This is a genomic window from Streptomyces sp. NPDC006339, assembly GCF_040612775.1.
Classification (GTDB): Bacteria; Actinomycetota; Actinomycetes; order Streptomycetales; family Streptomycetaceae; genus Streptomyces.
The window spans coordinates 103,325-129,012 of sequence record NZ_JBEXQW010000024.1 but is presented as its reverse complement, the minus strand read 5'-3'; the positions used below and the strand labels follow the sequence as shown (position 1 = coordinate 129,012).

Below are 25,688 nucleotides of genomic sequence, written 5' to 3'. Positions count from 1 at the left end.
CGCCGTAGGCGATGTTGTCGGCGATGGTGCCGCCGAAGAGCCAGGTGTCCTGGAGGACCATGCCGATGCCGGAGCGCAGGTCCTCGCGGGACATCCTCGCGATGTCGACGCCGTCGAGGGTGATCCGGCCCCCGGTCACCTCGTAGAACCGCATCAGCAGATTGACCAGGGTGGTCTTCCCGGCCCCGGTCGGGCCGACGATCGCGACCGTCTGCCCCGGCTCCACCGCGAGCGACAGGTCCTCGATCAACGGCTTGTCCGCCTCGTAGCGGAAGGCGACCTTCTCGAAGGAGACGCGGCCGCTTCCCCGGCCCTCGGCGCGGGCGGGGCGCTCGGGCGCGTCCGGGTCCGGTGTCTCCTCCTCCGCGTCGAGGAGGGCGAAGACCCGCTCGGCGGACGCGACGCCGGACTGGAGCAGGTTGGCCATGGCGGCGACCTGGGTGACGGGGCCGTTGAACTCGTACGAGTACTGGATGAACGCCTGCACGTCGCCGACGGTCAGGGTGCCGCTCGCGACGCGCAGTCCGCCGGCGACGGCGACGACCACGTAGGTGAGGTTGCCGACGAGGGTGAGGGCGGGCTGGATGAAGCCGGAGATGAACTGGGCGCGGAAGCTCGCCCGGTAGAGCTCCTCGCCGAGCTCGTCGAAGCGGCGGACGGCCTCGGCGCGGCGGCCGAAGGCGACGACCTCGGCATGGCCGGTGATCATCTCCTCCACATGGCCGTTGAGGCGGCCGGTGACGGACCACTGGGTGACGAACTGCGGCTGGGCGCGGCGGCCGACGTACGCGGCGACGCCGACCGAGACGGGCACGGTGCCGAGCACGATGAGGGCGAGCGTCGGCGAGATCCAGAACATCATCGCGAGCACGCCGACCAGGGTGAGCAGGGCCCGGATCATCTGGCTGAACGCCTGCTGGAGGGTCTGGACGACGTTGTCGATGTCGTTGGTGGTGCGGGAGAGGAGCTCGCCGCGGGACTGGCGGTCGACGTAGCGCAGCGGCAGCCGGGACAGCTTCGCCTGGGCGCGGGCACGCAGCCGGTGGCCGGCCCGCTGGACGACGGTGGTGGCGAGCCGCTGCTGGACCCACATGAGGGCGGCGGCCGCGGCGACCACCGTGGCGGAGGCGGCGAGCGCCCGGCCGACGGCGGTGAAGTCGACGCCGGTGGGAGTGCCGGCGCCGGAGACGACGAGGTCGGTGGCGTGGCCGAGGATCTTCGGGGAGAGGACGTTCAGGGCGACGGCGAGGGCCGCGGTGGCGAGGACGGCGAGGAGCAGCGGGCGGTCGGGGGTCAGGGTGCGCAGCAGGCGGAGGCCGGAGCCGCGGAAGTCGAGGGAGCGTTCGAGGGCGGGGGTGGCGAGGCCGGGGCCGCGCTGGGTAGCGGCGGGGCCGATCCTGGCGGGAGTCACCCGGTCCCGGGCCTGGGGCCGGTCCTGGGCCTGGGCCTGGGCTCGGTCCTGGGCTCGGTCCTGGGCTCGGTCCTGGGCCTGGGCCTGGGCCTGGGCCTGGGCCTGGGCCTGGGCCTGGGCCTGGGCCTGGGCCTGGGCCTGGGCCTGGGCCTGGGCCTGGGCCTGGGCTTGGGCCGGGGCCTGGGCTTGGTCCCGGGTCTGGTCCTGCTCCTGGTCCTGCCCTCGGTCCTGGTCCCGGCCCTGCGGCCGGATGGGTGCGGCGGTGCTCATGCGACGGCCTCCTGGTCCTGGGCGGTGAGCCGGCCGGCGGGTTCCCCGGCGGCGTCGTCCGTGTCCTCGGTGAGCTGGGAGCGGACGATCTCCCGGTAGGTCGGGTTGTCCGCGAGCAGTTCCTCGTGGCGGCCGGTGCCGACGACCCGCCCCCGGTCGAGGACGACGATCCGGTCGGCGTCGCGGATGGTGGAGACCCGCTGGGCGACGATGACGACGGTCGCGTCCGCGGTCTCCTCGGCGAGCGCGGCGCGCAGCCTGGCGTCGGTGGCGTTGTCGAGGGCGGAGAAGGAGTCGTCGAACAGGTAGACGCGGGGCCGGGCGACGAGGACCCGGGCGATGGCCAGGCGCTGGCGCTGCCCGCCGGAGAGGTTGCCGCCTCCCTGGGTGACGGGGGCGTCGAGGCCCTCGGGCAGCGCGCGGACGAAGTCGGCGGCCTGGGCGACCTCCAGGGCGTGCCACAGCTCCTCGTCGGTCGCGTCCGGCTTCCCGTACCGCAGGTTGCTCGCGACCGTCCCCGAGAAGAGGTACGGCTTCTGGGGGACGAGCCCGACCGTGCGGGCGAGCAGGGCCGGGTCGAGGTCGCGGACGTCGGTGCCGCCGAGGGTGACCCGGCCGGCGGTGGTGTCGTGGAGCCGGGGCACGAGGCCGAGGAGGGTGGACTTGCCGCTGCCGGTGGAGCCGACGACGGCGGTGGTGCGGCCGGGGCGGGCGCTGAGGGCGATGTCCGTGAGGACGGGTTCCTCGGCGCCGGGGTAGCGGAAGCCGACGCCGGTGAGGTCGAGCCGGCCGGGGTCGGCGGCCGGGGCGAGCGGCGTGGCGGGCGGGGTGACGGACGGGGTGGTGTCGAGGAGTTCGCGGACGCGTTCGGCGCTGACCTCGGCGCGGGGCATGTGCATGAGGAGGAAGAGGACCATCATCACGGACATGCCGATCTGGAGCAGGTAGCCGAGGAAGGCGACGAGCGAACCGGCCTGGAGCGCACCGGAGTCGAGGCGGTGGGCGCCGATCCAGAGGAGGCCGACGGTGGTGGCCTCCCAGACGACCAGGACGGTCGGGAACATGACGGCCTGGAGGCGGCCGGCCCGCAGGCCGACGGCGTGCAGTTCGTCGTTGGCGCCGGCGAAGCGGCGCTGTTCGTGCCGGTCGCGGACGAAGGCGCGGACCACGCGGATGCCGGTGATCTGTTCGCGCAGCAGCCGGTTGACCCGGTCGACGCGTTGCTGCATGCCGCGGAACAGGGGTCGCATGCGCAGCACGATCGTGCCGACGGCGCCGGTCATGACGGGGACGAAGAGCAGCAGGACCAGGAAGAGCGGCACGTCCTGGCGGACGGCCATGGCGAGGCCGCCCAGGCACATCAGGGGTGCGGCGACCAGCATGGTGAGGACGAGGACGGTGAAGGTCTGGATCTGCTGGACGTCGTTGGTGGTGCGGGTGATGAGGGACGCTGTGCCGAAGCGGCCGGTCTCGCGGGCGGAGAAGTCCTGCACGCGGCGGAACGCCTCGGAGCGCAGGTCGCGGGCGACGCCCATGGCGACGCGGGCGCCGGCATAGGTGGCGGCGGCCGCGGCGGCGGCCTGGAGGAGGGTGACGGCGAGCATCAGGCCGCCGCCGGACAGGACGCGGCCGGTGTCGCCGCGCAGGACGCCTTCGTCGATGACGCCGGCGTTGAGGGCGGGCAGGGTGAGGGAGGCGAGGCTCTGGACCAACTGGAGGAGGACGAGGAGGGCGAGTAACGGCCGGTGGGGGCCGAGTCTCGCCGCGATGAGGCGGAGCAGCATGGTGACGGTCTCCGATCAGCCGACGTGGGGGCGGACCCAGCCGGCGTAGGGGCCGACCCAGTCGAGGTAGGGACGGACCCGGCCGGCGTGGGGACGGGCTCAGCCGGCGTAGGGGCGGACGGACTTGGCGTCCTTCAGGGCGCGGGCCCACCAGGCGAGCTGGTCGAGCATGGTCTTGGCGGCGGCGTCGGGGCCGGTGGGGTCCTTGGGGTTGCCGTCCTCGTCGAAGCGGCCGTGGACCTGGTGGAAGGAGACGGTGTCGCGGACGGTGACGGCGTGCATCTCGGCGAAGACCTGGCGGAGTTGCTCGACGGCGCGCAGCCCGCCGGAGATGCCGCCGTAGGAGACGAAGCCGACCGGCTTGGCCTGCCATTCGGTGAAGTGCCAGTCGATCAGGGACTTGAGGGCGGCGGGGAAGGAGTGGTTGTACTCGGGGGTGAGGACGACGAAGGCGTCGGCGTCGGCCAGGACCGGGCTGACCTTGTCGAGTTCGGCGCGGACGGCGGGGCCGGGGCGGTGGGAGAGGGCGGTGGGCAGGTCGATCTCGGCGAGGTCGACGACCCGGGTGGTGAAGTCGTCGCGCTCTCCGGTGCGGGCGGTGAACCAGTCGGCGACGACGGGGCCGAAGCGGCCCTCGCGGTTGCTGGCGACGATGACGGCGAGGTTCAGGGGCGTGGTGGTGGAGTTCGTGAGGTCCATGCCGAGGATCCTGGTACCTCAAGTTTGGTTGAGGTCAAGCGCGGCACGAATCTCCCGGCATACGGTGGACACATGACGACGCCTCCGCCCACCCCTCCCGCCCCGACGACGCCCGACGGTGGACTCCCCCCGCTCCACATCGAGGTCGACGGCGAGCCGGCCGCCGACGCGGAGCTCCTGGCGGCCCTGATGAGCGGCTACGGCCACTTCACGGCGATGCAGGTGCGCGACGGCCGGGTGCAGGGGCTCGGACTGCACCTGGACCGGCTCGACCGGGCCACCCGTGAGCTGTTCGGCCGGGGCCTGGACGGCGGGCGGGTCCGCTCGCTGCTCGCCGGGGCGCTCGCGGCGGCGGGGCGGCGGGACGCCTCGGCGCGGGTGTACGTGTACGAGGGCGCCCGTACGGTCGTGACGGTGCGGGCCCCGTACCCGGTGGACCGCACGCCCCAGGCCCTGAAGTCCGTCGCGTACTGGCGGCCGGCCGCGCACCTCAAGCACCTGGGCGGCTTCGGGCAGACCTTCCACGGCGACGCGGCCCGCCGCGCGGGCTTCGACGAGGCCCTGCTCACCGGCGGGCCGGACGGCGAGATCGCGGAGGGCGCGGTCACCAACATCGGCTTCTGGGACGGCACCTCGGTGGTCTGGCCCTCGGCCCCCTGCCTCGCCGGCGTCACCATGTCGCTGCTCGCCCCCCGGCTGCCGTCCGTGACCCGCCGGGTGACCCTGGCCGACGTGCCCGCCTTCCGCTCCGCCTTCGTCACGAACTCGCGCGGCATCGCCCCGGTCTCCCGCATCGACGACACCGCCCTCACGGTGGACGAGGAGTTGATGGCCCGGGTGTACGGGGCGTACGAGGCGGTCCCGTGGGACGCCCTGGAGGGGGCGTGACGGCGTAGCGGCGGCCCTTGAGCGGCGCCGCCCGCTCGCACAGACGGGCGACCGGTCACCCGTTCGGCACGGACCGTCAGGTGACGCCGAGAAACCCGCTCCGAGCTGCGGAGACGTCCGTGTACCAGGGGACGCGCCGCACCGGACGGAGCAATTCTGACAGCACATCAGCAGGCGCGGGTCGCGCCCGGGCGTTTACCTCGGTCCTACGGAAGCCCCTTTCCGGAAGACGTCCGCGCGCCACGGAGGCCCCCATGCGCCGCACCCCTGTCCCCCTGCTCACCGGTACCGCGCTGACGGTCGTCGCCCTCGGCGCCTTCGCCACTCCCCTGGCGTACGCCGGCGACAACGACGGCGGCAGCAGCAGCAACAGTCACAACAGCAGCAACAACCACAGCGGAAAGTCCGAGGCGCTGGAGGTCTACCCCTCCTCCGCCGACCCGGGCACGACCGTCACGGTGAACACCCTCGCCTGCGGCAAGAACGGCCGCGGCGTGGGCGACGCGAACGCGCTCGGCGCGGGCGAGTTCCCGCTCACCCCCAGCACCCACAAGGAGGTCGTGGTCGGCCAGTTCACCGTGCCGCACCACGCCAAGGCCGGGACGTACTGGATCAGCGTCGCCTGCGACAACGGCCGGACGGCCCGCGGCGAGCTCGTCGTCAAGCACAAGAACCCCAGCGGGCACGTGCGCACCGGGATCGGCGGCAGCGTCGGCCCCGACCACGCCCAGATCGCGGCGGGCGCGGCGGTGCTGGCCGCGGCCGTCGTCGGCGGTACCTGGCTCCTGCGCCGCCGGGCGAGCGGCGCGCAGGACGGCTGACCGTACCGCCCTCGTCCTGCCCCCGCCGCGCGCCCGCTGACGGCCCGGCGGGGGCAGGGCCACACCCGTACCCGGAGAGCAGCAGCATGAGCAACAGGAGCAAGGGCTGGGGCATAGCCGTGGCCGCCTGCGTGGGCCTCTGGATGATCCAGAACGGCTCGGGCGAGGTCACCCCGCCGGTGCCCTCGGCCGCGCAGGCATTCGCCGCCGGGCCGAGCGTCCACACCGACGCCGCCGCCGACCCGCTCCCGCCCTCCGAGCCGGTACGGCTGCGCATCCCCGAGATCGACGTGGACACGCCCCTGATAGGGCTCGGCCTCGGCGCCGACGGCACGCTCGACGTGCCGCCGGCCGACGACCGCAATCTGGCCGGCTGGTACGAGGACGGGACGCGGCCCGGCGCCGCGGGCACCGCGATCGTCGCGGGCCACGTCGACAACGCCGAGGGCCCCGCGGTCTTCTACGCGCTCGGCGCCCTGAAGAAGGGGCACCGGATCGAGGTGGACCGGCAGGACGGCCGTACCGCCGTGTTCACGATCGACGCGGTCGAGGTCTACGACAAGGACCGGTTCCCCGACGCCAAGGTGTACGGGGAGGCGGACCGGGCCGAGATCCGGGTGATCACCTGCGGCGGCGGCTTCTCGAAGAAGTCCGGCGGCTACCAGGGCAACGTGGTCGCGTTCGGCCATCTGATCGGGGTCCGCTGAGCCGGGCCGTTCCCGGTCGTGCCCGCTACGCCCACTGGTCGAAGGCCAGCTTCGCGACCAGCGAGAAGACGACCACGAGCAGCACGCCGCGCACGAACTCCGCGCCCTTCCGCAGCGCCATCCGCGCGCCGAGCATGCCACCGGCGAGGTTGAAGACGGCCATGACGGCGGCGAGCTGCCACAGCACGTTCCCCTGGTAGGCGAACATCGCGAGCGCGCCCGCGTTGGTGCAGACATTGACGATCTTCGCGGTGGCGGAGGCCGTCACCAGGTCCAGGTGCAGCACCGCCGTCAGGGCGAGCACCAGGAAGGTGCCGGTGCCGGGCCCGAAGAGTCCGTCGTAGAAGCCGATGCCGCCGCCGACCACGACGATCGCGGTCACGATCCTGGCCCGGGTGATCGGCGCCCGCTCCTCGCCCGCCGCGCGGGTGCCGAAGGACGGCCGGAGCATCACGAAGGCGGCGACCCCGAGCAGCACCACCATGATCACCGGCCGCAGCACCTCGCTGCTGATCCCGGCCGCGAAGAAGGCGCCGCCCATCGACCCGGCGAGGGCCGCGAGCCCGATCCGTACCGCCGTCCCGACCCGGACGGGCGCCTTGCGGACGTACGTGACGGCGGCGCCGGACGTGCCGACGATCGCCACGGCCTTGTTGGTCCCGAGGATCTGGGCGGCCGGCACCTGCGGCAGACCGAGCAGCAGCGCGGGCAGCAGGAGCAGCCCGCCGCCCCCGACCACGGCGTCGATCCAGCCGGCGACCAGCGCCGCGAGACAGAGCAGGACGAGGGTGGTCAGGGAGATGTCAGCAGGCATGCCTGGAGCCTAGGCGGCCGATGGGTGTGCCACCCATCGATCCCGGGAGTCTTGAGCTGCTTCTGAGGTCCGGGGCGAAGCACCCCTCCGCGGTCCGGGCGGACCGTATACGCGCGACGTGTACGCGGCCCGGCCCTCACAGTGCGCCGGGGCCGCGGTGAGGTCAGCGTTCCGTACGGGAAACAGTCGGGATGTCGCCGGGAAACACCCGCCGCGCACGCTTCCCGGTATGAGTACACGGATCGTGGTGGTCGGCGGCGGAACGGCGGGCGCCCGGCTCGCCCAGCGCCTGCCGGTCACCCTGCTCGGCGAAGAGCCGCACGCACCGTACAACAGGCTGCTGCTGGCGGACGTCCTCGCCGGGCGGTACGGCCCCGAGGTGATCGCCCTGCCCGAGGCGCGGAAGCCGGCCCGGCTCGGCGTGCGGGCGGTGCGGATCGACCGCGCGGCCCGGGCGGTCCAGTGCGCGGACGGCACGCGGGTGCCGTACGACCGGCTGGTCCTGGCGACCGGTTCGGCGCCGGTGCTGCCGCCGCTGCGCGGCCTGCGCGGGGCGGAGCTGCCCTCCGGGGTCCATCCGTTCCGCACCCTCGACGACTGTCTGGCGCTGCGCGGGGCGGTACGCCCCGGGGTGCGGGCGGTCGTCATCGGCGGCGGCCTGCTCGGGGTCTCGGCGGCGCGGGCCCTCGCGGCGCTCGGCGCCGAGGTGATGCTCACCCAGCAGGGCGAGCGCCTGATGGAGCGCCAGCTCGACGCGCACTCCTCGGCCCTGCTGCGCGCCCACATGGAGGCGCTCGGGGTCGAGGTGCACACCGAGTGCCGGGTGAGCGGGCTGCGGCAGGAGGGCGGCGCGGTCACCGCGGTCGAACTCGCCGACGGCTTCGTCCTCGACGCCCAGGTCGTCGTCCTGGCCTGCGGGGTCCGCCCCCGCGTGGCCCTGGCCCGGGAGGCAGGGCTCGACGTCCGCACGGGCGTGGTGGTGGACGACGAGCTGCGCACCTCCGACCCGTACATCCACGCGATCGGTGACTGCGCGGAACACGACGGCCGGGTGTACGGGCTCGCGGGCCCGGCGCTCGACCAGGCCGACGTCCTGGCGGACCTGCTATCCACGCCGGAGCCCCTGCCCCCGCCCGGGCCCCTGACCACGCCGGCGCCCCTGACCGGGCCGCTCGCGTCGACCGCGCCGAGGGCTCCGGAGGGCCCGGGGGGCCCGGCCGTGCCCGAGGCGCCCGCCACCCCGGCCACCCCGGCCACCCCAGGGGGCCCGGTCGCCCCGGGGGCCCCAGTCGCCCCACTCGCGTCGGCCGCCCCGGGTGCCCCGGGTGCCCCGGAGGCCCCAATCGCCCCGGGGGCCCCGGCCACGTCCGAGGTGCCCGCCACCCCGGCCACCCCAGGGGGCCCGGTAGCCCCGCTCGCGTCGGCTGCCCCGGAGGGCCCGGCCGCCCCGGGGGCCCCGGCCGCGCCCGAGGTGCCCGCCGCCCCGGCCGCCCCGGTCGCCCCGGCCACCCCCGCCACCCCGGGCCCCCGCCCCCGCTACACCGGCACCCGCGCCCTGACCCGTCTCACCCTCGCCGGCGCCGAGTCGCTCGACCTCGCCGTGTTCGGGGAGACCACCGCCGCCCCGGGGGACGACGTCGTCCAGCTCACGGACGCGACCCGGCGGGCGTACCGGAAGGTCGTCGTCCGCGGCGACCGGCTCGTCGGCGGCGTCCTCTTCGGCGATCTCGCCGCGGTCGGGACGCTCGCCCGGGCCTGGGAGGGCGACGAGGCCCTGCCCGACGCCCCCCTGCTGCACCTGCTCACCCACGACGGAGGCTCCTGACATGACGACCGCGCCCACCCCCACCATCGTCCTGGTCGGCCACGGAATGGTCGGCCAGCGGTTCCTGGAGGCGCTCGCGGACCGCGGCGTCACCGAGCGCGCCCGTGTCGTGGTGCTCTGCGAGGAGCCCCGCCCCGCCTACGACCGCGTCCAGCTCACCTCGTACTTCTCCGGCCGCACGCCCGACGACCTGTCGATGGTCGAGGACGGCTTCATGGCCCGGCACGGCATCGAGCTGCACACCGACGACCCGGCGGTCGCCATCGACCGGGAGGCCCGCACGGTCACCGCACGGTCCGGGCGGGTCGTCGCGTACGACACCCTCGTGCTCGCCACCGGCTCGTACCCCTTCGTCCCGCCGGTGCCCGGCAAGGACGCCCGCGGCTGCTTCGTCTACCGCACCATCGAGGACCTCCTCGCCATCGAGGAGTACGCGAAGACGGCGACGACCGGCGCGGTCGTCGGCGGCGGTCTGCTCGGCCTGGAGGCGGCCGGCGCGCTCAAGGGCCTCGGACTCGACACCCACATCGTGGAGTTCGCGCCCCGGCTGATGCCGGTGCAGGTCGACGAGGGCGGCGGCGCGGCCCTGCTGCGCACGATCGAGCAGATGGGGCTGACCGTCCACACCGGCACCGGCACCCAGGAGGTCGTCACCACCGACGGCGCCGTCACCGGCATGAGGCTGTCGGACGGCTCCGAGGTCGCCACCGACATGGTGGTCTTCTCGGCGGGCGTCCGCCCCCGCGACCAGCTCGCCCGCGACTGCGGCCTGGCCGTGGGCGAGCGCGGCGGCATCGCCGTGGACGAGATGTGCCGGACCTCCGACCCGGCGGTGTTCGCCATCGGCGAGTGCGCGCTGGCGGTCGACGGACGGGTCTACGGCCTGGTGGCGCCCGGCTACGAGATGGCGCAGACGGCGGCGAGGGTGATCGCCGAGGAGGAGACCGGGGACGGCTTCACCGGCGCGGACATGTCGACCAAGCTCAAGCTGCTCGGCGTGGACGTGGCCTCCTTCGGCGACGCGCACGGCACCGCCGAGGGCTGCCTCGACGTCGTCTACTCCGACTCGCGCTCCGGGATCTACAAGAAGCTGGTCGTCGACGGCGAGGGCCGGCTCCTCGGCGGCGTCCTGGTCGGCGACGCCGAGTCGTACGGCATGCTGCGCCCGCTCACCGGCAGCAGGCCGCCGGTCTCGCCCGAGCAGTTGGTGCTCCCGGCGGGGGTGGGCGCGCCGGTCGCGCTCGGCCCGTCCGCGCTGCCGGACGACGCGGTGATCTGCTCCTGCCACAACGTGACCAAGCACGCCATCACCCAGTGCACCTCGCTGCCCGAGGTGAAGAAGTGCACCAAGGCCGGCACCGGCTGCGGAAGCTGTGTGAAGGTGATCGAGAAGCTGCTGCCGGCGGCCACCGACAAAGGGCTCTGCGGCTGCTTCTCGTACACCCGCAGCGAGCTCTACGAGATCGCCCGCACGCTCCGGGTGACCTCCTTCGCCGCGCTCCTCGACTCGCACGGGCGGGACGCGGCCAAGGGCGGCGAGGGCTGCGAGGTCTGCAAGCCGACCGTCGGCTCCATCCTGGCCAGCCTCGCCCCGGTGATCGGCGCGGGCGGCTACATCCTGGACGGCGAGCAGGCCGCGCTCCAGGACACCAACGACCACCATCTGGCGAACCTCCAGCGCAACGGCTCCTATTCGGTGGTGCCGCGCATCCCCGGCGGCGAGATCACCCCCGAGAAGCTGATCGTGATCGGCGAGGTGGCCCGGGACTTCGGCCTCTACACGAAGATCACCGGAGGTCAGCGGATCGACCTCTTCGGCGCCCGCGTCGACCAGCTCCCGGCGATCTGGACCCGGCTCGTCGACGCCGGCTTCGAGTCCGGTCACGCCTACGGCAAGGCGCTGCGCACGGTGAAGTCCTGCGTGGGGCAGACCTGGTGCCGCTACGGCGTGCAGGACTCCGTGAAGATGGCGATCGGACTGGAGCTGCGCTACCGCGGTCTGCGGGCCCCGCACAAGCTGAAGTCGGCGGTCTCCGGCTGCGCCCGCGAGTGCGCGGAGGCCCAGTCGAAGGACTTCGGCGTCATCGCGACGGCGAACGGCTGGAATCTGTACGTGGGCGGCAACGGCGGCGCGACCCCGCGCCACGCCGACCTGCTGGCCCAGGACCTGTCGGACGCCGAACTGGTGCGGCTGATCGACCGGTTCCTGATGTTCTACATCCGCACCGCCGACCGTCTGGAGCGCACCTCGACCTGGCTGGAGCGCCTGGAGGGCGGGCTCGACCACCTGCGGGACGTGGTGGTGCACGACTCGCTCGGCCTGTGCGACGAGCTGGAGGCGCTGATGGCCGCGCATGTCGCCGGCTACCGGGACGAGTGGGCCGAGACCCTCGACGACCCGGAGCGGCTGCGGCGCTTCGTCTCCTTCGTGAACGCGCCGGAGACGCCGGACCCGACGGTCCGCTTCGTGCCGGAGCGCGACCAGATCAAGCCGGACCTGACGATCCTGACGATCGGCACCAGGCCCCTGGACACCCAACCCCTCGACTCCCAGTCCCTCGGCACCCAGCCCCTGGAAGGAGCCACCTCCCGATGACGACGCTCGAACTTTCCCTGTCCGACAACTCCTGGATGACGGTCTGCGAGGAGTCCCGGCTGACGCCGGGGCGGGGCATGGCGGCGCTGCTGCCGGACGGCCGGCAGGCGGCGGTCTTCCGGGACCGGGCGGGCCGGACGTACGCGATCGACAACCGCGACCCGTTCACGGGCGCGCAGGTGCTCTCCCGCGGGCTGCTCGGCTCGGCGGAGGGGCGGCCATTCGTGGCGTCGCCGCTGCTGAAGCAGCGCTTCGACCTGGAGACGGGTCGGTGCCTGGACGACGACGAGGTGGCGGTGGCGGTGTACCCGGTGCGGACGGTCTGAGGGAACTCCCCCTCTTTCTTGACCGGTCGTTCTTGAAAAGCACCCCTGAAAGGGCGTACGGTCGCCTCGTGGCCAGGACCAAGGCATTCGATCCGGACGTCGCGCTCCAGTCGGCTCTCGAGCTGTTCTGGGCGCGCGGCTACGAGGCGACCTCGATGGCGGACCTCGTCGAGCACCTCGGCATCGGCCGCGCCAGCATCTACGCGACCTTCGGCAGCAAGCACGAGCTGTACATGAGGGCGCTGGAGCGCTACCTGGAGACACGTGACCCGCGGGTCATGGCGGAGCTGTCCGCCCCGGGCCCCGCGCTGCCGGCCGTACGCGCCCTGGTGCGCCGGTTCGCGGCGCAGGCCGCCACCGACGGGGAGCGCCAGATGGGTTGCCTCGTCACCAACTCGGCGGCCGAACTGGCGCCCCACGACGCCGAGGTGAGGCGCCGGGTGGAGCTGAGCTGGGAGCACGTCGAGACCCTGCTGCACAGTGCGCTGAGCAGGGCCCGGGCGCAGGGCGAGCTGCCGGAGGACCGTGATCCGCGGGCGCTCGCCCGGATGCTGCTCGTGCTGTTGCAGGGGCTGCGGGTGGTGGGCAAGGCGTCCAGCGACCCGGCCCGCGTGCACGACGCGGCGGAGCAGGCGCTGGCCCTGCTCGACTGAGCCCGCACCGATCCGATCTCGTTGCTCGGGCGCCTTCGGGCGCCCTCTTTCAGGCCCTGATAACGGAATGACCGGTCAAATATCCGACCTTCAAGGAGGCGACCATGTCGCACCGCTTCACCGACCGCACCGCACTCGTCACCGGCGCCGGCTCCGGGCTCGGCCGGGCCATCGCGCTGGCCTTCGCCGCCGAGGGCGCCCGGGTCGCCGTGGCGGGCCGCAGCGCGGCCACCCTGGACGAGACGGTGGCGCTGATCGAGGCCGCGGGCGGCACCGCCCGCGCCTTCACCGCCGATGTCGCCCGCGCCGAGGACATGCACACGCTGGTACGGGACACGGTGGCGGCCTTCGGCGGGCTCGACGTGGCCGTGAACAACGCCGGGGTCTTCCGCGGCGGCCACAGCGCCGCCGACTTCCCCCTGGAGGACTGGCACACCCTGCTCGACATCAACGTCACCGGCGTCCTGCACGCGCTCCAGGCGGAGATCGCCCACATGCGCGGCCACGGCGGCGGGGCGATCGTCAACATCTCGTCCAACCTGGGCCCGCACCGCCGCATCCCGGGCGTCTTCGGCTACCAGGTCTCCAAGGCCGCGGTCTCGGCGATCACGCGGGCGGCGGCCCTCGACCACGTGGCCGACGGGATCCGGATCAACGCGGTGAGCCCCGGCCCCCTGGCGTCGGCGATGTCGCTGCTGCCGGGCGAGAGCGAGGCCGAGCGCGAGGTGCGGATGAAGGAGCAGTCACCGCTCGGGCGGGTCTCCACGGTGGACGAGGTGGCGGGCGCCGTCCTCTACCTCGCCTCGGACGCGGCCGGCTCCGCCGTCGGCACGGATCTCGTGATCGACGGCGGTGCCTCGGCCTGACGCGGTTGCCGGAGGCGTCAGCCCTGCCCGCCTCCGGCACCCTGCCCGCCCTCGGGGCCCTGTCCGCCCTCGGCGCCCTGGCCACCCTCGGCGACGGCCGCCGGGTCCATCCAGAAGACCTCCCAGTGGTGGCCGTCCGGGTCGGCGAAGGAACGCCCGTACATGAAGCCGAGGTCCATCGGCTCCTTCGCCGGGCTGCCGCCGACGGCCAGGGCCCTGTCCGCGAGCTCGTCGGTCTTCTCGCGGCTCTCGGCGCTCAGGGTGATCAGCACCTCGGTGCTCCTGGTCGCGTCGGCGATCTCCTTGCCCGGGGCGGTGAAGCTCTTGAACTTCTCCTCGGTGAGCAGCATCGCGAAGATCGTGTCGCTGATGACCACACAGGCGGCGGTCTCGTCGCTGAACTGCGGGTTGATCGTGTAGCCGAGCTTCTCGTAGAAGGACTTGCTCACGTCGAGGTCCTTCACCGGCAGGTTCACGAAGATCGTCTGCGGGGCCATGGTGTCTCTCTCTTCCCTCGGGGCCTTGTCGGTCACAGCCGTATCGGCGCTTTCGAGAGGTAAGACGGTCGGGCCGCCCGGAACTCATCGCCCGTTCGCCGTCCTCCCGGAGTTTTTCCCGGGCTCAGATCTCCCAGCGGTGGACGGTGCCCGCCGCGCGGTCGTACGTGAGCCAGGTGCCGTCGCCGAGGGGCAGGACCTGGCTGTCGGTCCGGCCCTCGGGGTAGCGGACGCGGCCGCGTATCTCCAGGGTGCGGGCGTCCAGGAGCCAGGTGCCGTACTCCTCCGGGTCCTCCTCGTACTCGATCCCGCTGGTGGCCAGGACGGTGGCGCCGTCGAGGAAGCCGCAGGCGTGGTCCCAGTGCAGCGCGTCGGTCTCGGCGAGGACCGTGCCGTCGAGGGCGTGCAGCCGGATGTCGTCGGCGTAGTGCTCGACGGTCAGGAAGCCGGGGTGGTCGGGGTGGACGTCGAACAGGATGCGGTCGAGGTCCTTGTTCAGCTCGTCGTGGACGGTCAGCCGCTCGCCGTCCCAGCGCCCCCAGTACACGAGGACGCCGTCCTGCCCCATGCCGATGTCGAGGCCCATGTGGACGCCGTCCGGATGGGAGAGGTGGCAGGAGCCGGAGGCGACGCTCTCCTCCAGGGCGTGCCGGGCCAGCTCCCGGCCGTCCTCGGCGTCGAGGACCACCCAGCCCTCCAGGTAGTCCTGGGGCTCCTCGCCCGCCGTGAGCACGACATGGGCCCACACGAACCGGCCGTCGTCGGAGACCCGGCAGGAGCCGTGCTCGTATCCCGGGCAGATCTGGAGCTCGTCGCCGGTGTGCGGGTGGCCGACCCGCTGGTCCCAGCAGCCGTGCTCGTACACCCACCGGGTCGTGCCGTCGGCGTTCACCGCCCGCACCGAGCGCTGCCCCGAGAAGGCGGCGAAGGTGCCGTCCGGGCTCACCGAGTGGAAGCCGTGCTCCCAGCCGGGCCAGGGCAGCGGGAACACGGACTCCGGTGCCCCCTCCCCCGCCAGGAGGGCGTCCAGGTCGTGCGCCTCCAGCTCGGCTCCCTGCAGGAGCAGGGCGCGGCGCCGGCCGTGCCCTCGCTTCTCGACGGCCGGCTCGTCGAGGAGCGCACCCACTCCGGGGAACGTGAGCGAGGCGATCGGGCGTGCGTCGAAATCCGTGGTCATGGCCCGAACGTAGCGGGGGCCACTGACACCGCCCCACTCCCGCCGCTTCCCCTTTACCGCTTGTTGATGCACAGTCAACTCCGTACTCCTAGTTTCCGGAAGCGCGCGACCCCGCCGCCGACCGGTGCGGCGGGGCGATTCACACCCCCGACAGGAGTGAGACGTGGAGCGACGCAGTTTCCTGCGTGGAGCGGTCATGGGCACCTCGGCCGCCGCCTTCGGCTACACACTGATGCGCGGGGCGGCCTACGCCGCCCCCGCCCAGCCCGGCGCCGGCCCGTACGGGGCGCTGGGCGCGGCGGACGCCAACGGCATCCAGTTGCCCGCCGGCTTCACCAGCCGGGTCATCGCCCGGTCCGGCCAGACCGTCCCCGGCACCTCGTACGTCTGGCACAACGCCCCCGACGGAGGCGCCTGCTTCGCCGACGGAACCGGCTGGATCTACGTGTCCAACTCGGAGATATCCAGCACCGGCGGCGCGAGCGCGATCAAGTTCAACTCCTCGGGCGGCGTCACCTCGGCCTACCGCATCCTGTCCAACACCAACCGCAACTGCGCGGGCGGCAAGACCCCGTGGAACACCTGGCTGTCCTGCGAGGAGGTCGACACCGGTTACGTCTACGAGACCGACCCCTGGGGCGTGAACGCCGCCACCCGCCGGGCCGCGATGGGCCGCTTCAACCACGAGGCCGCGGCGGCGGACCCGGTGCGCAAGGTGATCTACCTGACCGAGGACAAGTCCGACGGCTGCTTCTACCGCTTCGTGCCGGGCACCTGGGGCAACCTCTCCTCCGGCACCCTGCAGGTCCTGAAGGCCGGCACGGCCACCTCCGGCTCCTTCACCTGGGCCAACGTCCCCGACCCGGACGGCTCCCCGACCGCCACCCGCTACCAGGTCTCCGGCGCCAAGGTGTTCAACGGCGGCGAGGGCTGCCACTACGCCAACGACACCGTCTGGTTCACCACCAAGGGCGACGGCCGGGTCTGGCAGCTCAACCTCGCCACGAGCACGTACGAACTGGCCTACGACGACTCGCTGGTGAGCGGTGGCGCGCCGCTCACCGGCGTCGACAACATCACCGGCTCCTCCTCCGGCGACCTCTTCATCGCGGAGGACGGCGGCAACATGGAGATCTGCCTGATCACCCCCGACGACGTCGTGGCCCCGTTCCTGCGCATCAACGGCCAGTCCTCGTCCGAGATCTGCGGCCCGGCCTTCTCCCCGGACGGCAAGCGGCTGTACTTCTCCAGCCAGCGCGGCACCAGCGGCAGCTCCTCCGGCGGCATCACCTACGAGGTGACCGGCCCGTTCCGCGCGTAGCTCTTCGCGTAGCACCCGGCCGAACCGGTGCCGAGCACCGGGTCGTGGGCGCCGCCCAGCAGGGCGGCGCCCAACGGCGTCAGGGTGTGCAGGACCGCGTTGCCGTGCCGCAGCGTGGCGACCAGGCCGGCCTCGCGCAGCACGCCGGCGTGCTGGCTCGCGGAGGCGACCGACACCCCGGCCCTGCGGGCCAGTTCGCTCGTGGTGCCGCCGTCGCCGATGGCGCTGAGGACCGCGGAGCGGGTGTGCCCGACGAGCTTGGCCAGCGAGGGCAGGCCCGGCGCGCGCACGGTCGGCGGCTCGCAGTGGGTGATCGGGTAGACCAGCACCGGCGTGAGGCCGGGATCGCGCAGCACGACCGGGGTGCCGCGGCAGAAGTACGAGGGCTGGAGCAGCAGCCCGCGCCCGTCGAGGTGGAGCTCCCGGTCGACCGGATAGTCGGCCTCCAGGACGGGGCTGCGCCAGCGGAGCATCGGCGGCAGGGACGCCAGGAGTTCGTCCGCTCCCCCGTCCAGCAGGGCCCGGCCGCGTTTGGCCCGGTCGGCCTCGACCCGGGCCTGGATGCCGGTCCAGTACGGCTCCACGGCGGCCCGGTGGTAGCTGCGCAGAGCGGCGAGGAGCCGTCCGAGGGGTTCGCTGGCGCCGTCGGCCAGGGACCGCAGCGCGGCCGGGACGGCGGGGCGGCCGGAACGGCCGGAACGGCCGGCGCCGACCAGGGCCAGCTCGGTGTGGAGCCGGCCGGGCGGGGTGGCCCGGATCGCGTCCAGGCCCTCGTCGAGCCCGAGGATGCCCTGGGGCGGCGTCAGGAAGTCGGGGAAATAGCCGCGGCTCGGCACGAGCGCGGCGAGCAGCCGGGTCTCAGAGCCCAGTCGTATACGCGCCTCGGACCGCCATTCCCCATACACCATCGAGCCGCGCCGGTCTCTTAAACGGTGAAAACTGAGAATCGTTTCCCATAGAACATCCGGCCGGGCGGCCATCCGGACCCCGGCCAAGTCGTTTCCGGTGAAATGAATCCGCAGCATGGAACCCCCACCTGTGCACTCGCAACCACCCCCGACGACGAGTATGCACAGCATCACTGCACGTTACCAGGGTGTTTCAGCCACACTTGAAAGGCATCGCGGCGAACGCCGAGAACCGAAAAGCTGTGCGGTGTCGGACGGGAAACCTTCAGGACCGAGGTGACGCGGCGAAGACCGTGGGGGGCTTTGTCGCGTCCGGCGGCGGTCGGCGAGGTTGCGGCTCACCCGCCCGACGAGGGTAATGGGCGCGGCCTCCGGGTGGGGATCCGGGGGTCGCGCCCGCCTCATTCTTTGCGAAAGTTCAACACCGAATAATTCAATGCGCCATGGCCATGGAGTTGAACAGGAACACACATTTCCCCAACGATCATGCAACGACCGCACGGGGACGAAACACGACGGGGCGGACACCTCCGCACAAGGTGTCCGCCCCGTCTCTCATGGAGACCGGAGCCGCCGCCCATCGGTTTGAGGGTCGGGGACGAACGGCGGCTCCGGGGTCTTTGCTACTGAACCTGGGTTCAGCGGCTGTCGCTGCCCTTCGACTCGGCCGCCGCGCGGCCGGCCTCCAGACGCGCCACCGGGATCCGGAACGGCGAGCAGGAGACGTAGTCGAGGCCCACCTCGTGGAAGAAGTGCACCGACTCCGGGTCACCGCCGTGCTCGCCGCAGACACCGAGCTTGATGTCCGGGCGGGTGGCGCGGCCGGCCTCGACGGCGCTGCGGACCAGAGCGCCCACACCGTCCTTGTCGATGGTCTCGAAGGGGCTGACGCCGAAGATGCCCTTCTCCAGGTACGCGGTGAAGAAGCTGGCCTCCACGTCGTCGCGGGAGAAGCCCCAGACGGTCTGGGTGAGGTCGTTGGTGCCGAAGGAGAAGAACTCGGCGGCCTCGGCGATCTGACCGGCCGTCACGGCGGCGCGCGGCAGCTCGATCATGGTGCCGAGCGCGAGCTTCAGCTCGACGCCGGTCTGCGCCTGGACCTCGGCGATGACCTGCTCGGCCTCCTCGCGGACCAGCTCCAGCTCCTGGACGGTGCCGACGAGCGGGATCATGATCTCGGCGCGCGGGTCGCCCTTGGCGTCGATCCGCTGGGCGGCGGCCTCGGCGATGGCGCGGACCTGCATGGTGAACAGGCCGGGGATGACCAGGCCGAGGCGGACGCCGCGCAGACCCAGCATCGGGTTCTGCTCGTGCAGCCGGTGCACGGCCTGGAGCAGGCGCAGGTCGTTCTCGTGCGGCTCCTTGCGGGCCTCGGCGAGGGCGACGCGCACCGACAGCTCGGTGATGTCGGGCAGGAACTCGTGCAGCGGCGGGTCGAGCAGGCGGACGGTGACGGGCAGGCCGTCCATCGCCTCGAAGAGCTCGACGAAGTCCTGCTTCTGCAGCGGCAGAAGGGCCTTCAGCGACGCCTCGCGCTCCTCGTCGGTGTCGGCGAGGATCAGGCGCTCGACGTACTGGCGGCGCTCACCGAGGAACATGTGCTCGGTGCGGCACAGGCCGATGCCCTGGGCGCCGAAGCGGCGGGCGCGCGAGGCGTCCTCGGCGTTGTCGGCGTTGGCGCGGACGCGCAGGCGGCGGACGCGGTCGGCGTAGGCCATGATCCGGTGGACGGCCTGGACCAGCTCGTCGGCGTCGTCGGCGCCGGCGTGCATGCGGCCCTCGAAGTACTCGACGACCGGGGACGGTACGACGGGTACCTCACCGAGGTAGACCTTGCCGGTGGAGCCGTCGATGGAGACGACGTCGCCCTCCTCGACGACCACGCCGGAGGCGGTGGTCATCCGGCGGCGCTTGGTGTCGACCTCGAGCTCCTCGGCGCCGCAGACACAGGTCTTGCCCATGCCGCGGGCGACGACGGCGGCGTGCGAGGTCTTGCCGCCGCGGGAGGTGAGGATGCCCTCGGCGGCGATCATGCCGTCCAGGTCGTCCGGGTTGGTCTCGCGGCGGATGAGGATGACCTTCTCGCCGGAGCGGGACCACTTGACGGCCGTGTACGAGTCGAAGACGGCCTTGCCGACGGCGGCGCCCGGGGAGGCGGCGATGCCGCGGCCGATCTGCTCCACGGCGGCGTTCTCGTCGAACTTGGGGAACATGAGCTGGGCGAGCTGGGCGCCGTTGACGCGCTGGAGCGCCTCGGCCTCGTCGATCAGGCCCTGGTCCACGAGCTGGGTGGCGATGCGGAAGGCGGCACCGGCGGTGCGCTTTCCGACGCGGGTCTGGAGCATCCAGAGCTGGCCGCGCTCGATGGTGAACTCGATGTCGCAGAGATCCTTGTAGTGGGTCTCCAGCGTCTCCATGATCTGCATGAGCTGGTCGTACGACTTCTTGTCGATCGACTCGAGCTCGGCGAGCGGCACGGTGTTGCGGATGCCGGCGACGACGTCCTCGCCCTGCGCGTTCTGCAGGTAGTCGCCGTAGACGCCCTGGTGGCCGGAGGCGGGGTCGCGGGTGAAGGCGACGCCGGTGCCGGAGTCCGGGCCGAGGTTGCCGAAGACCATGGAGCAGACGTTGACGGCGGTGCCGAGGTCGTGCGGGATGCGCTCCTGGCGGCGGTACAGCTTGGCGCGGTCGCCGTTCCAGGAGTCGAAGACGGCCTTGATGGCCAGGTCCATCTGCTCGCGCGGGTCCTGCGGGAAGTCGCGGCCCGTCGCGTCCTTGACGATCGTCTTGAACTTCTCGACGAGCTTCTTCAGGTCGGCGGCGTCGAGGTCGGTGTCGCTGGCGACCTTCTTGGCGGCCTTGGCCTCGTCGAGGGCGTCCTCGAAGAGCTCGCCGTCGACGCCGAGGACGGTCTTGCCGAACATCTGGATGAGGCGGCGGTACGAGTCCCAGGCGAAGCGCTCGTTGTCGGCCTGGGCGGCGAGGCCCTCGACGGAGACGTCGGAGAGACCGATGTTGAGGACGGTGTCCATCATGCCCGGCATCGAGAACTTGGCGCCGGAGCGGACGGAGACGAGCAGCGGGTTGTCGGCCTGGCCGAGCTTCTTGCCCATCTTCCGCTCCAGGGCGTCGAGGTGCGCGCTGACCTCGTCGCGGAGCTCGGCCGGCTCGGAGCCGCTGTCGAGGTAGGTCTTGCACGCCTCGGTCGTGATCGTGAAGCCGGGAGGAACCGGGAGACCGAGGTTGGTCATCTCGGCCAGGTTCGCGCCCTTGCCACCGAGGAGGTCCTTGAGGTCCTTGTTCCCCTCGGTGAAGTCGTACACGAACTTCTGATCATTGTTTTCCGACACGGGTCTCGACTCCTCGACGACTCGGTTGGCTGCCCTGACGGCGAGGAACATACCCAGATCGAAGGCGTCTGGGGAGGTACGCCTACCGGTCACTTGGTCTTAACCACCCGTCCGCCAGCACATCGAAAGTAACTGAGCGGTAGCTTCCGCTTTCAGGCCCCGAAGCTCCTTTGACTCAAAGCTGGGCTATCGCGCTCACATGAGCGCGTAAACCAGCATCTGCGTTCAAGTCTTGAACGCAAAAAGGGTGGCACCCAGTGCCACCCTTCAAGCGGGAGACGGGCCCGTAACCTGCTCATCTGAGCACACCCCCTATCAGGGGTGGCGAGAATCACTCGCCGGGAAGGGCCCGGATCTCACCCGCCGGACGTGTCCAGCTCCGCGTCCTCGCTGACTCCGGCGCAGTCGTAGGGGTCCTTCAACCAGCCGTCCGGCAGGACGACTCGGTTGTTTCCGGACGTACGGCCCCGAGGGCCGTCCGCCCCCGCCGGCCAGGGCTGGTCCAGATCGAGCTCGCTCAACTGAGCGCGCAGTTCGTCCAGGGACGAGGTGATCGCCAGCTTCTTGCGCATCTCGGAACCGACCGCGAAGCCCTTCAGGTACCAGGCCACGTGCTTGCGGAAGTCGATGACACCCCGCGACTCGTCGCCCAGCCACTCGCCGAGCAGCCGCGCGTGCCGCACCATCGTGTCCGCGACCGTCCGCAGCTCGGGCCGCGCGTAGTCGTCGGTGCCCTCGAAGGCGGCCACCAGGTCGCCGAAGAGCCACGGCCGGCCGAGGCAGCCACGGCCCACGACCACGCCGTCGCAGCCGGTCTCGCGCATCATCCGCAGCGCGTCGTCCGCCGACCAGATGTCGCCGTTGCCGAGCACCGGGATCTCGGGCACGTGTTCCTTCAGACGGGCGATGGCGTCCCAGTCGGCCGTGCCGCCGTAGTGCTGGGCGGCCGTGCGGCCGTGCAGGGCGATGGCAGTGACGCCCTCCTCCACGGCGATCCGGCCGGCGTCCAGATACGTGATGTGGTCGTCGTCGATGCCCTTGCGCATCTTCATCGTCACCGGCAGCGCGCCGGCGTTCGACACGGCCTCGTGCAGGATCGCCCGCAGCAGCGGCCGCTTGTACGGGAGCGCCGAGCCGCCGCCCTTGCGGGTGACCTTGGGGACCGGGCAGCCGAAGTTCAGGTCGATGTGGTCGGCCAGGTCCTCGTCCACGATCATCCGCACGGCCTTGCCGACGGTCACCGGGTCCACGCCGTAGAGCTGGATGGAACGCGGCTTCTCGGTGTCGTCGAAGCGGATGAGCTGCATCGTCTTCTCGTTGCGCTCGACCAGCGCCCGTGTCGTGATCATCTCGCTCACGAACAGTCCCTTGCCGCCGGAGAACTCGCGGCAGAGGGTGCGGAACGGGGCGTTGGTGATGCCGGCCATCGGCGCGAGCACCACCGGCGGCTGCACGGTGTGCGGCCCGATGGCGAGGGGGGAGAACGCGGTCATTGGCCCATTGTCCCGCACTGCGCGACTCTTTAGACAGCCGTACGATCCGCACATGTCCGAGCCCCTGCAGCCCGGCCCCCCGAAGGCGGGTCTCTCGCGCGGCCGCCAGCGGATCGTCCTGGCGATCTGCTGCATGAGCCTGCTGATCGTCAGCCTGGACAACACCGCGCTCAACGTCGCCCTGCCCTCCCTCCAGCGGGAGCTGCACGCCTCCGTGTCCGGCCTCCAGTGGACCATCGACGCCTACACCCTGGTGCTGGCCTCGCTGCTCATGCTCTCCGGCTCCACCGCCGACCGGATCGGCCGCCGCAAGGTCTTCCTCACCGGCCTCGTGCTCTTCGTGCTCGGCTCCCTGCTGTGCTCGCTCGCGCCCAGCCTGGAGGCGCTGATCGCGTTCCGGATGGTGCAGGCGGTCGGCGGCTCCATGCTGAACCCGGTCGCCATGTCGATCATCATCAACACCTTCACGGAACCGGCGGCACGCGCGCGTGCCATCGGCGCCTGGGGCGCGGTCGTCGGCGTCTCGATGGCGACCGGTCCGCTGGTGGGCGGACTGCTCGTCCAGTCGGTCGGCTGGCGGGCGATCTTCTGGGTGAATCTGCCGATCGGTCTCGCCGCCCTGCTGCTGACCCTCCGCTATGTCCCCGAGTCCCGCGCGCCCCGGCCCCGCCGCCCCGACCCGGTGGGCCAGATCCTGGTGACGCTGCTGCTCGGCTCCCTCACGTACGCGATCATCGAGACCAGCGTGCTGTTCGCCGGGATCGCCGGCCTCGCCCTGGTCGGCGTCCTGCTCTACGAGCCGAGGCGCCGCGAGCCCCTGATCGACCTGCGGTTCTTCCGCAGCGCGCCGTTCAGCGGGGCGACGGTGATCGCGGTGTGCGCCTTCTCCGCGCTCGGGGCCTTCCTCTTCCTCAACACCCTCTACCTCCAGGACGTCCGCGGGCTGTCCGCCCTGCACGCGGGGCTCTTCATGCTGCCGATGGCGGCGATGACCTTCGTCTTCGCGCCGCTGTCCGGCCGGCTGGTGGGGGCGCGCGGCCCGCGGCCCTCGCTGGTGCTCGCGGGCACGGCGATGGCGGCCGGCGCGCTGCTGTTCGCCGCCTTCCACGCGGAGACCAGCACGCCGATGCTCTTCACCGGCTACGTGGTGTTCGGCATCGGCTTCGGACTGGTGAACGCGCCGATCACCAACACGGCGGTGTCGGGGATGCCCCGCGCGCAGGCCGGGGTGGCGGCGGCGGTGGCCTCGACGAGCCGGCAGATCGGCCAGACGCTGGGCGTCGCGGTGGCGGGCGCGGTCCTGACGACGGGCCTCGCCTCCGCCGCCACGTACACGACCGAGGGCTTCGTGGAGGCGAGCAAACCGGTCTATTGGATCGTGACGGGCTGCGGCCTGGCCGTGCTGCTCGCCGGCGCGCTGACCAGCGGGTCCTGGGCGCGGGGGACGGCCGAGCGGACAGCGAGGCGCCTCGAGGCGGAGGGCGGTCTTCAGACGACAACCAAGGCGTCCACCTCCCGACACGAATGACAGATATTGAAATCTGTCATCGCTCATGCCATGCTTGTCGGCATGACGACGACTTCCCTTCCCCGCTCCCTCCCCACCCGCCCCCTCGGCGCCACCGGCCCCCACGTCTCCGCGCTCGGCCTCGGCTGCATGGGCATGTCCGCGCTGTACGGCGAGGCCGACCGGGCCGAGTCGATCGCAACGATCCACGCCGCCCTGGACGCCGGGGTCACCCTGCTCGACACCGGCGACTTCTACGGGATGGGGCACAACGAGCTGCTGATCGGCGAGGCCCTGCGCACCGCCCCCGCCGCCGCCCGCGAGCAGGCCCTGACCAGCGTCAAGTTCGGCGCCCTGCGCACCGCCGAAGGCGGCTGGTCGGGGTACGACGGCCGGCCGGCCGCGGTGAAGAACTTCGCGGCCTATTCGCTGCAGCGCCTGGGCACCGACCACATCGACATCTACCGGATCGCCCGCGTCGACCCCGACGTGCCGATCGAGGAGACCGTCGGCGCCATCGCCGAGCTGGTGGAGGCCGGGCACGTCCGGCACATCGGCCTCTCCGAGGTCGGCGCCGGCACCCTGCGCCGGGCCGCCGCCGTCGCCCCGATCGCCGACCTCCAGATCGAGTACTCGCTGATATCCCGTGACATCGAGCGGGACATCCTGCCCACCGCCCGCGAGCTCGGCATCGGCATCACGGCGTACGGGGTCCTCTCCCGCGGCCTCATCAGCGGCCATGTCACCCGGGAGCAGACCTTCGCCCCCGGCGACTTCCGCGGGATGTCCCCGCGCTTCCAGGGCGACAACCTGGCGCGGAACCTGGACCTGGTGGACCGGCTGCGCGCGGTCGCCGAGGCCAAGGGCGTGACGGTCGCCCAGACCGCGATCGCCTGGGTCCTGGCGCAGGGGCCCCGGCTCGGCGCCGACATCGTGCCGCTGATCGGCGCCCGCCGCCGGGACCGTCTCGCGGAGGCGCTCGGCGCCCTGGACGTCACGCTGGACACGGCCGACCTGGCGGCGATCGAGGAGGCGGTCCCGGCCGGCGCGGCCACCGGCGCGCGCTACCCGGAGTCGCAGATGGCCGACCTGGACAGCGAGCGCTGAACGGCTCCGCACGGGCAGGTGGTGTCACCGATCCGGCGCTTGCTGACAGATCCGCGCTGACAGGTACTGTCGTTCCATGGCTGCCACCGAGACCCTGACCGCGGACCGCATCCTCGAAGCCACCGAGGAGGTGCTGCGCCGCTACGGCCCGGCGAAGGCGACCGTCGTGGACGTGGCCCGGGTGCTGGGCGTGAGTCACGGCAGCGTCTACCGCCACTTCCGCACGAAGGCGGCGCTGCGCGAGGCGGTCACCGAGCGGTGGCTGAGCCGCTCCGAGGTCGCTCTCGCCGAGCTGATCGCGCGCTCCGGGCAGCCGGCCGGGGAGAAGCTCCGCTCCTGGTTCACGAGCCTCTTCGAGGCCAAGCGGCACAAGGCGGGCGACGACCCCGAGCTGTTCGCCACGTACGGGGTGCTGATCGACGAGGCCAGCGGTGTCGTCGAGGAGCACATCGAGGCGCTGATCGGCCAGATCCGGGAGATCGTCGAAGCGGGCGTACGGAGCGGGGAGTTCACCGCTCCCGACCCGGCGGCCACGGCCCGCGCACTGTTCGACGCGACCGGCCGCTTCCACGACCCGATGTACGCCGCCGAGTGGCGGCGCCCCACGATCGAGGCGGAGTTCGACGCCGTGGTGGACCTGTTGCTGCGCGGCCTGCGCGCCTGACGCC

The 25,688-nt window shown here is 72.3% G+C and carries 21 protein-coding genes; 12 read left to right on the top strand and 9 right to left on the bottom strand.

Annotated features, from left to right (window positions below; all coding sequences use genetic code 11):
* The 3 genes from ABZ135_RS20900 to ABZ135_RS20890 form a co-directional block, all read right to left on the bottom strand.
* Window positions 1-1,681 (bottom strand): ABC transporter ATP-binding protein (locus ABZ135_RS20900; protein ID WP_356697709.1); only part of this gene is annotated, 1,681 nt, incomplete at its 3' end.
* A complete protein-coding gene (locus ABZ135_RS20895) occupies window positions 1,678-3,465 on the bottom strand; it encodes an ABC transporter ATP-binding protein (protein WP_356697708.1) in 1,788 nt (595 codons plus the stop codon). The genes ABZ135_RS20900 and ABZ135_RS20895, both read right to left, overlap by 4 nt.
* 99 nt (window positions 3,466-3,564) lie before the next feature.
* A complete protein-coding gene (locus ABZ135_RS20890) occupies window positions 3,565-4,164 on the bottom strand; it encodes an NAD(P)H-dependent oxidoreductase (protein ID WP_356697707.1) in 600 nt (199 codons plus the stop codon).
* 72 nt (window positions 4,165-4,236) lie between these two features.
* On the opposite strand from ABZ135_RS20890, the gene ABZ135_RS20885 reads away from it, so the two are divergent.
* From ABZ135_RS20885 to ABZ135_RS20875, 3 genes are all read left to right on the top strand, one after another.
* Complete coding sequence (locus tag ABZ135_RS20885; RefSeq protein WP_356697706.1) at window positions 4,237-5,052, top strand: aminotransferase class IV; 816 nt, start codon at window positions 4,237-4,239, stop codon at window positions 5,050-5,052.
* Window positions 5,053-5,306: 254 nt separating this feature from the next.
* Window positions 5,307-5,873 carry a hypothetical protein gene (locus ABZ135_RS20880; RefSeq protein ID WP_356697705.1) on the top strand — a complete coding sequence of 189 codons (567 nt, stop codon included), beginning with the start codon at window positions 5,307-5,309 and terminating at the stop codon, window positions 5,871-5,873.
* 86 nt (window positions 5,874-5,959) lie between these two features.
* On the top strand, window positions 5,960-6,580 hold the full coding sequence (locus ABZ135_RS20875; protein ID WP_356697704.1) for a class F sortase: 621 nt from the start codon (window positions 5,960-5,962) through the stop codon (window positions 6,578-6,580).
* Between the two features lie 25 nt (window positions 6,581-6,605).
* Here ABZ135_RS20875 and ABZ135_RS20870 read toward each other — a convergent pair whose 3' ends face one another.
* Window positions 6,606-7,394, bottom strand: coding sequence for a TSUP family transporter (locus ABZ135_RS20870; protein WP_356697703.1), 789 nt, complete (start codon window positions 7,392-7,394; stop codon window positions 6,606-6,608).
* Window positions 7,395-7,623: 229 nt separating this feature from the next.
* Here ABZ135_RS20870 and ABZ135_RS20865 point away from each other — a divergent pair, with 229 nt between their 5' ends.
* From ABZ135_RS20865 to ABZ135_RS20845, 5 genes are all read left to right on the top strand, one after another.
* A complete protein-coding gene (locus tag ABZ135_RS20865; protein WP_356697702.1) occupies window positions 7,624-9,219 on the top strand; it encodes an FAD-dependent oxidoreductase in 1,596 nt (531 codons plus the stop codon).
* 1 nt (window position 9,220) lies between these two features.
* Window positions 9,221-11,815 (top strand): nitrite reductase large subunit NirB, encoded by a 2,595-nt coding sequence (gene nirB / locus ABZ135_RS20860; RefSeq protein WP_356697701.1) that lies wholly within the window; start codon window positions 9,221-9,223, stop codon window positions 11,813-11,815.
* Window positions 11,812-12,141, top strand: a complete 330-nt coding sequence (nirD, locus tag ABZ135_RS20855) for a nitrite reductase small subunit NirD (RefSeq protein ID WP_356697700.1) — start codon at window positions 11,812-11,814, stop codon at window positions 12,139-12,141. Before nirB ends, nirD begins: the two co-directional genes overlap by 4 nt.
* A gap of 68 nt (window positions 12,142-12,209) precedes the next feature.
* Window positions 12,210-12,794, top strand: coding sequence for a TetR family transcriptional regulator (locus tag ABZ135_RS20850; RefSeq protein WP_356697699.1), 585 nt, complete (start codon window positions 12,210-12,212; stop codon window positions 12,792-12,794).
* Window positions 12,795-12,898: 104 nt separating this feature from the next.
* Window positions 12,899-13,660 (top strand): SDR family oxidoreductase, encoded by a 762-nt coding sequence (locus tag ABZ135_RS20845; RefSeq protein WP_356697698.1) that lies wholly within the window; start codon window positions 12,899-12,901, stop codon window positions 13,658-13,660.
* 17 nt (window positions 13,661-13,677) lie between these two features.
* Here ABZ135_RS20845 and ABZ135_RS20840 read toward each other — a convergent pair whose 3' ends face one another.
* Window positions 13,678-14,157, bottom strand: coding sequence for a VOC family protein (locus ABZ135_RS20840; protein ID WP_356697697.1), 480 nt, complete (start codon window positions 14,155-14,157; stop codon window positions 13,678-13,680).
* A 124-nt stretch (window positions 14,158-14,281) separates the two neighbouring features.
* Window positions 14,282-15,334, bottom strand: a complete 1,053-nt coding sequence (locus tag ABZ135_RS20835; protein ID WP_356697696.1) for a hypothetical protein — start codon at window positions 15,332-15,334, stop codon at window positions 14,282-14,284.
* 163 nt (window positions 15,335-15,497) lie between these two features.
* Between ABZ135_RS20835 and ABZ135_RS20830 the strand changes: the two genes are divergently transcribed.
* Window positions 15,498-16,655, top strand: a complete 1,158-nt coding sequence (locus ABZ135_RS20830; protein ID WP_356697695.1) for an alkaline phosphatase PhoX — start codon at window positions 15,498-15,500, stop codon at window positions 16,653-16,655.
* On the opposite strand, the gene ABZ135_RS20825 is transcribed toward ABZ135_RS20830, so the two are convergent.
* From ABZ135_RS20825 to dusB, 3 genes are all read right to left on the bottom strand, one after another.
* A complete protein-coding gene (locus ABZ135_RS20825) occupies window positions 16,625-17,680 on the bottom strand; it encodes a winged helix-turn-helix domain-containing protein (RefSeq protein WP_356697694.1) in 1,056 nt (351 codons plus the stop codon). The genes ABZ135_RS20830 and ABZ135_RS20825 overlap by 31 nt on opposite strands.
* A 521-nt stretch (window positions 17,681-18,201) precedes the next feature.
* A complete protein-coding gene (gene ppdK / locus ABZ135_RS20820; protein ID WP_356697693.1) occupies window positions 18,202-20,913 on the bottom strand; it encodes a pyruvate, phosphate dikinase in 2,712 nt (903 codons plus the stop codon).
* Window positions 20,914-21,269: 356 nt separating this feature from the next.
* Window positions 21,270-22,406 (bottom strand): tRNA dihydrouridine synthase DusB, encoded by a 1,137-nt coding sequence (gene dusB / locus ABZ135_RS20815; RefSeq protein ID WP_356697692.1) that lies wholly within the window; start codon window positions 22,404-22,406, stop codon window positions 21,270-21,272.
* 52 nt (window positions 22,407-22,458) lie between these two features.
* On the opposite strand from dusB, the gene ABZ135_RS20810 reads away from it, so the two are divergent.
* From ABZ135_RS20810 to ABZ135_RS20800, 3 genes are all read left to right on the top strand, one after another.
* Window positions 22,459-23,934, top strand: coding sequence for an MFS transporter (locus tag ABZ135_RS20810; RefSeq protein WP_356697691.1), 1,476 nt, complete (start codon window positions 22,459-22,461; stop codon window positions 23,932-23,934).
* Window positions 23,935-23,976: 42 nt separating this feature from the next.
* The gene (locus ABZ135_RS20805) at window positions 23,977-25,020 is read left to right on the top strand and encodes an aldo/keto reductase (RefSeq protein ID WP_356697690.1); all 1,044 of its coding nucleotides are present in this window, start codon (window positions 23,977-23,979) and stop codon (window positions 25,018-25,020) included.
* 76 nt (window positions 25,021-25,096) lie between these two features.
* A complete protein-coding gene (locus ABZ135_RS20800; protein ID WP_356697689.1) occupies window positions 25,097-25,684 on the top strand; it encodes a TetR family transcriptional regulator in 588 nt (195 codons plus the stop codon).
* The last annotated feature ends 4 nt before the right edge of the window (window positions 25,685-25,688 follow it).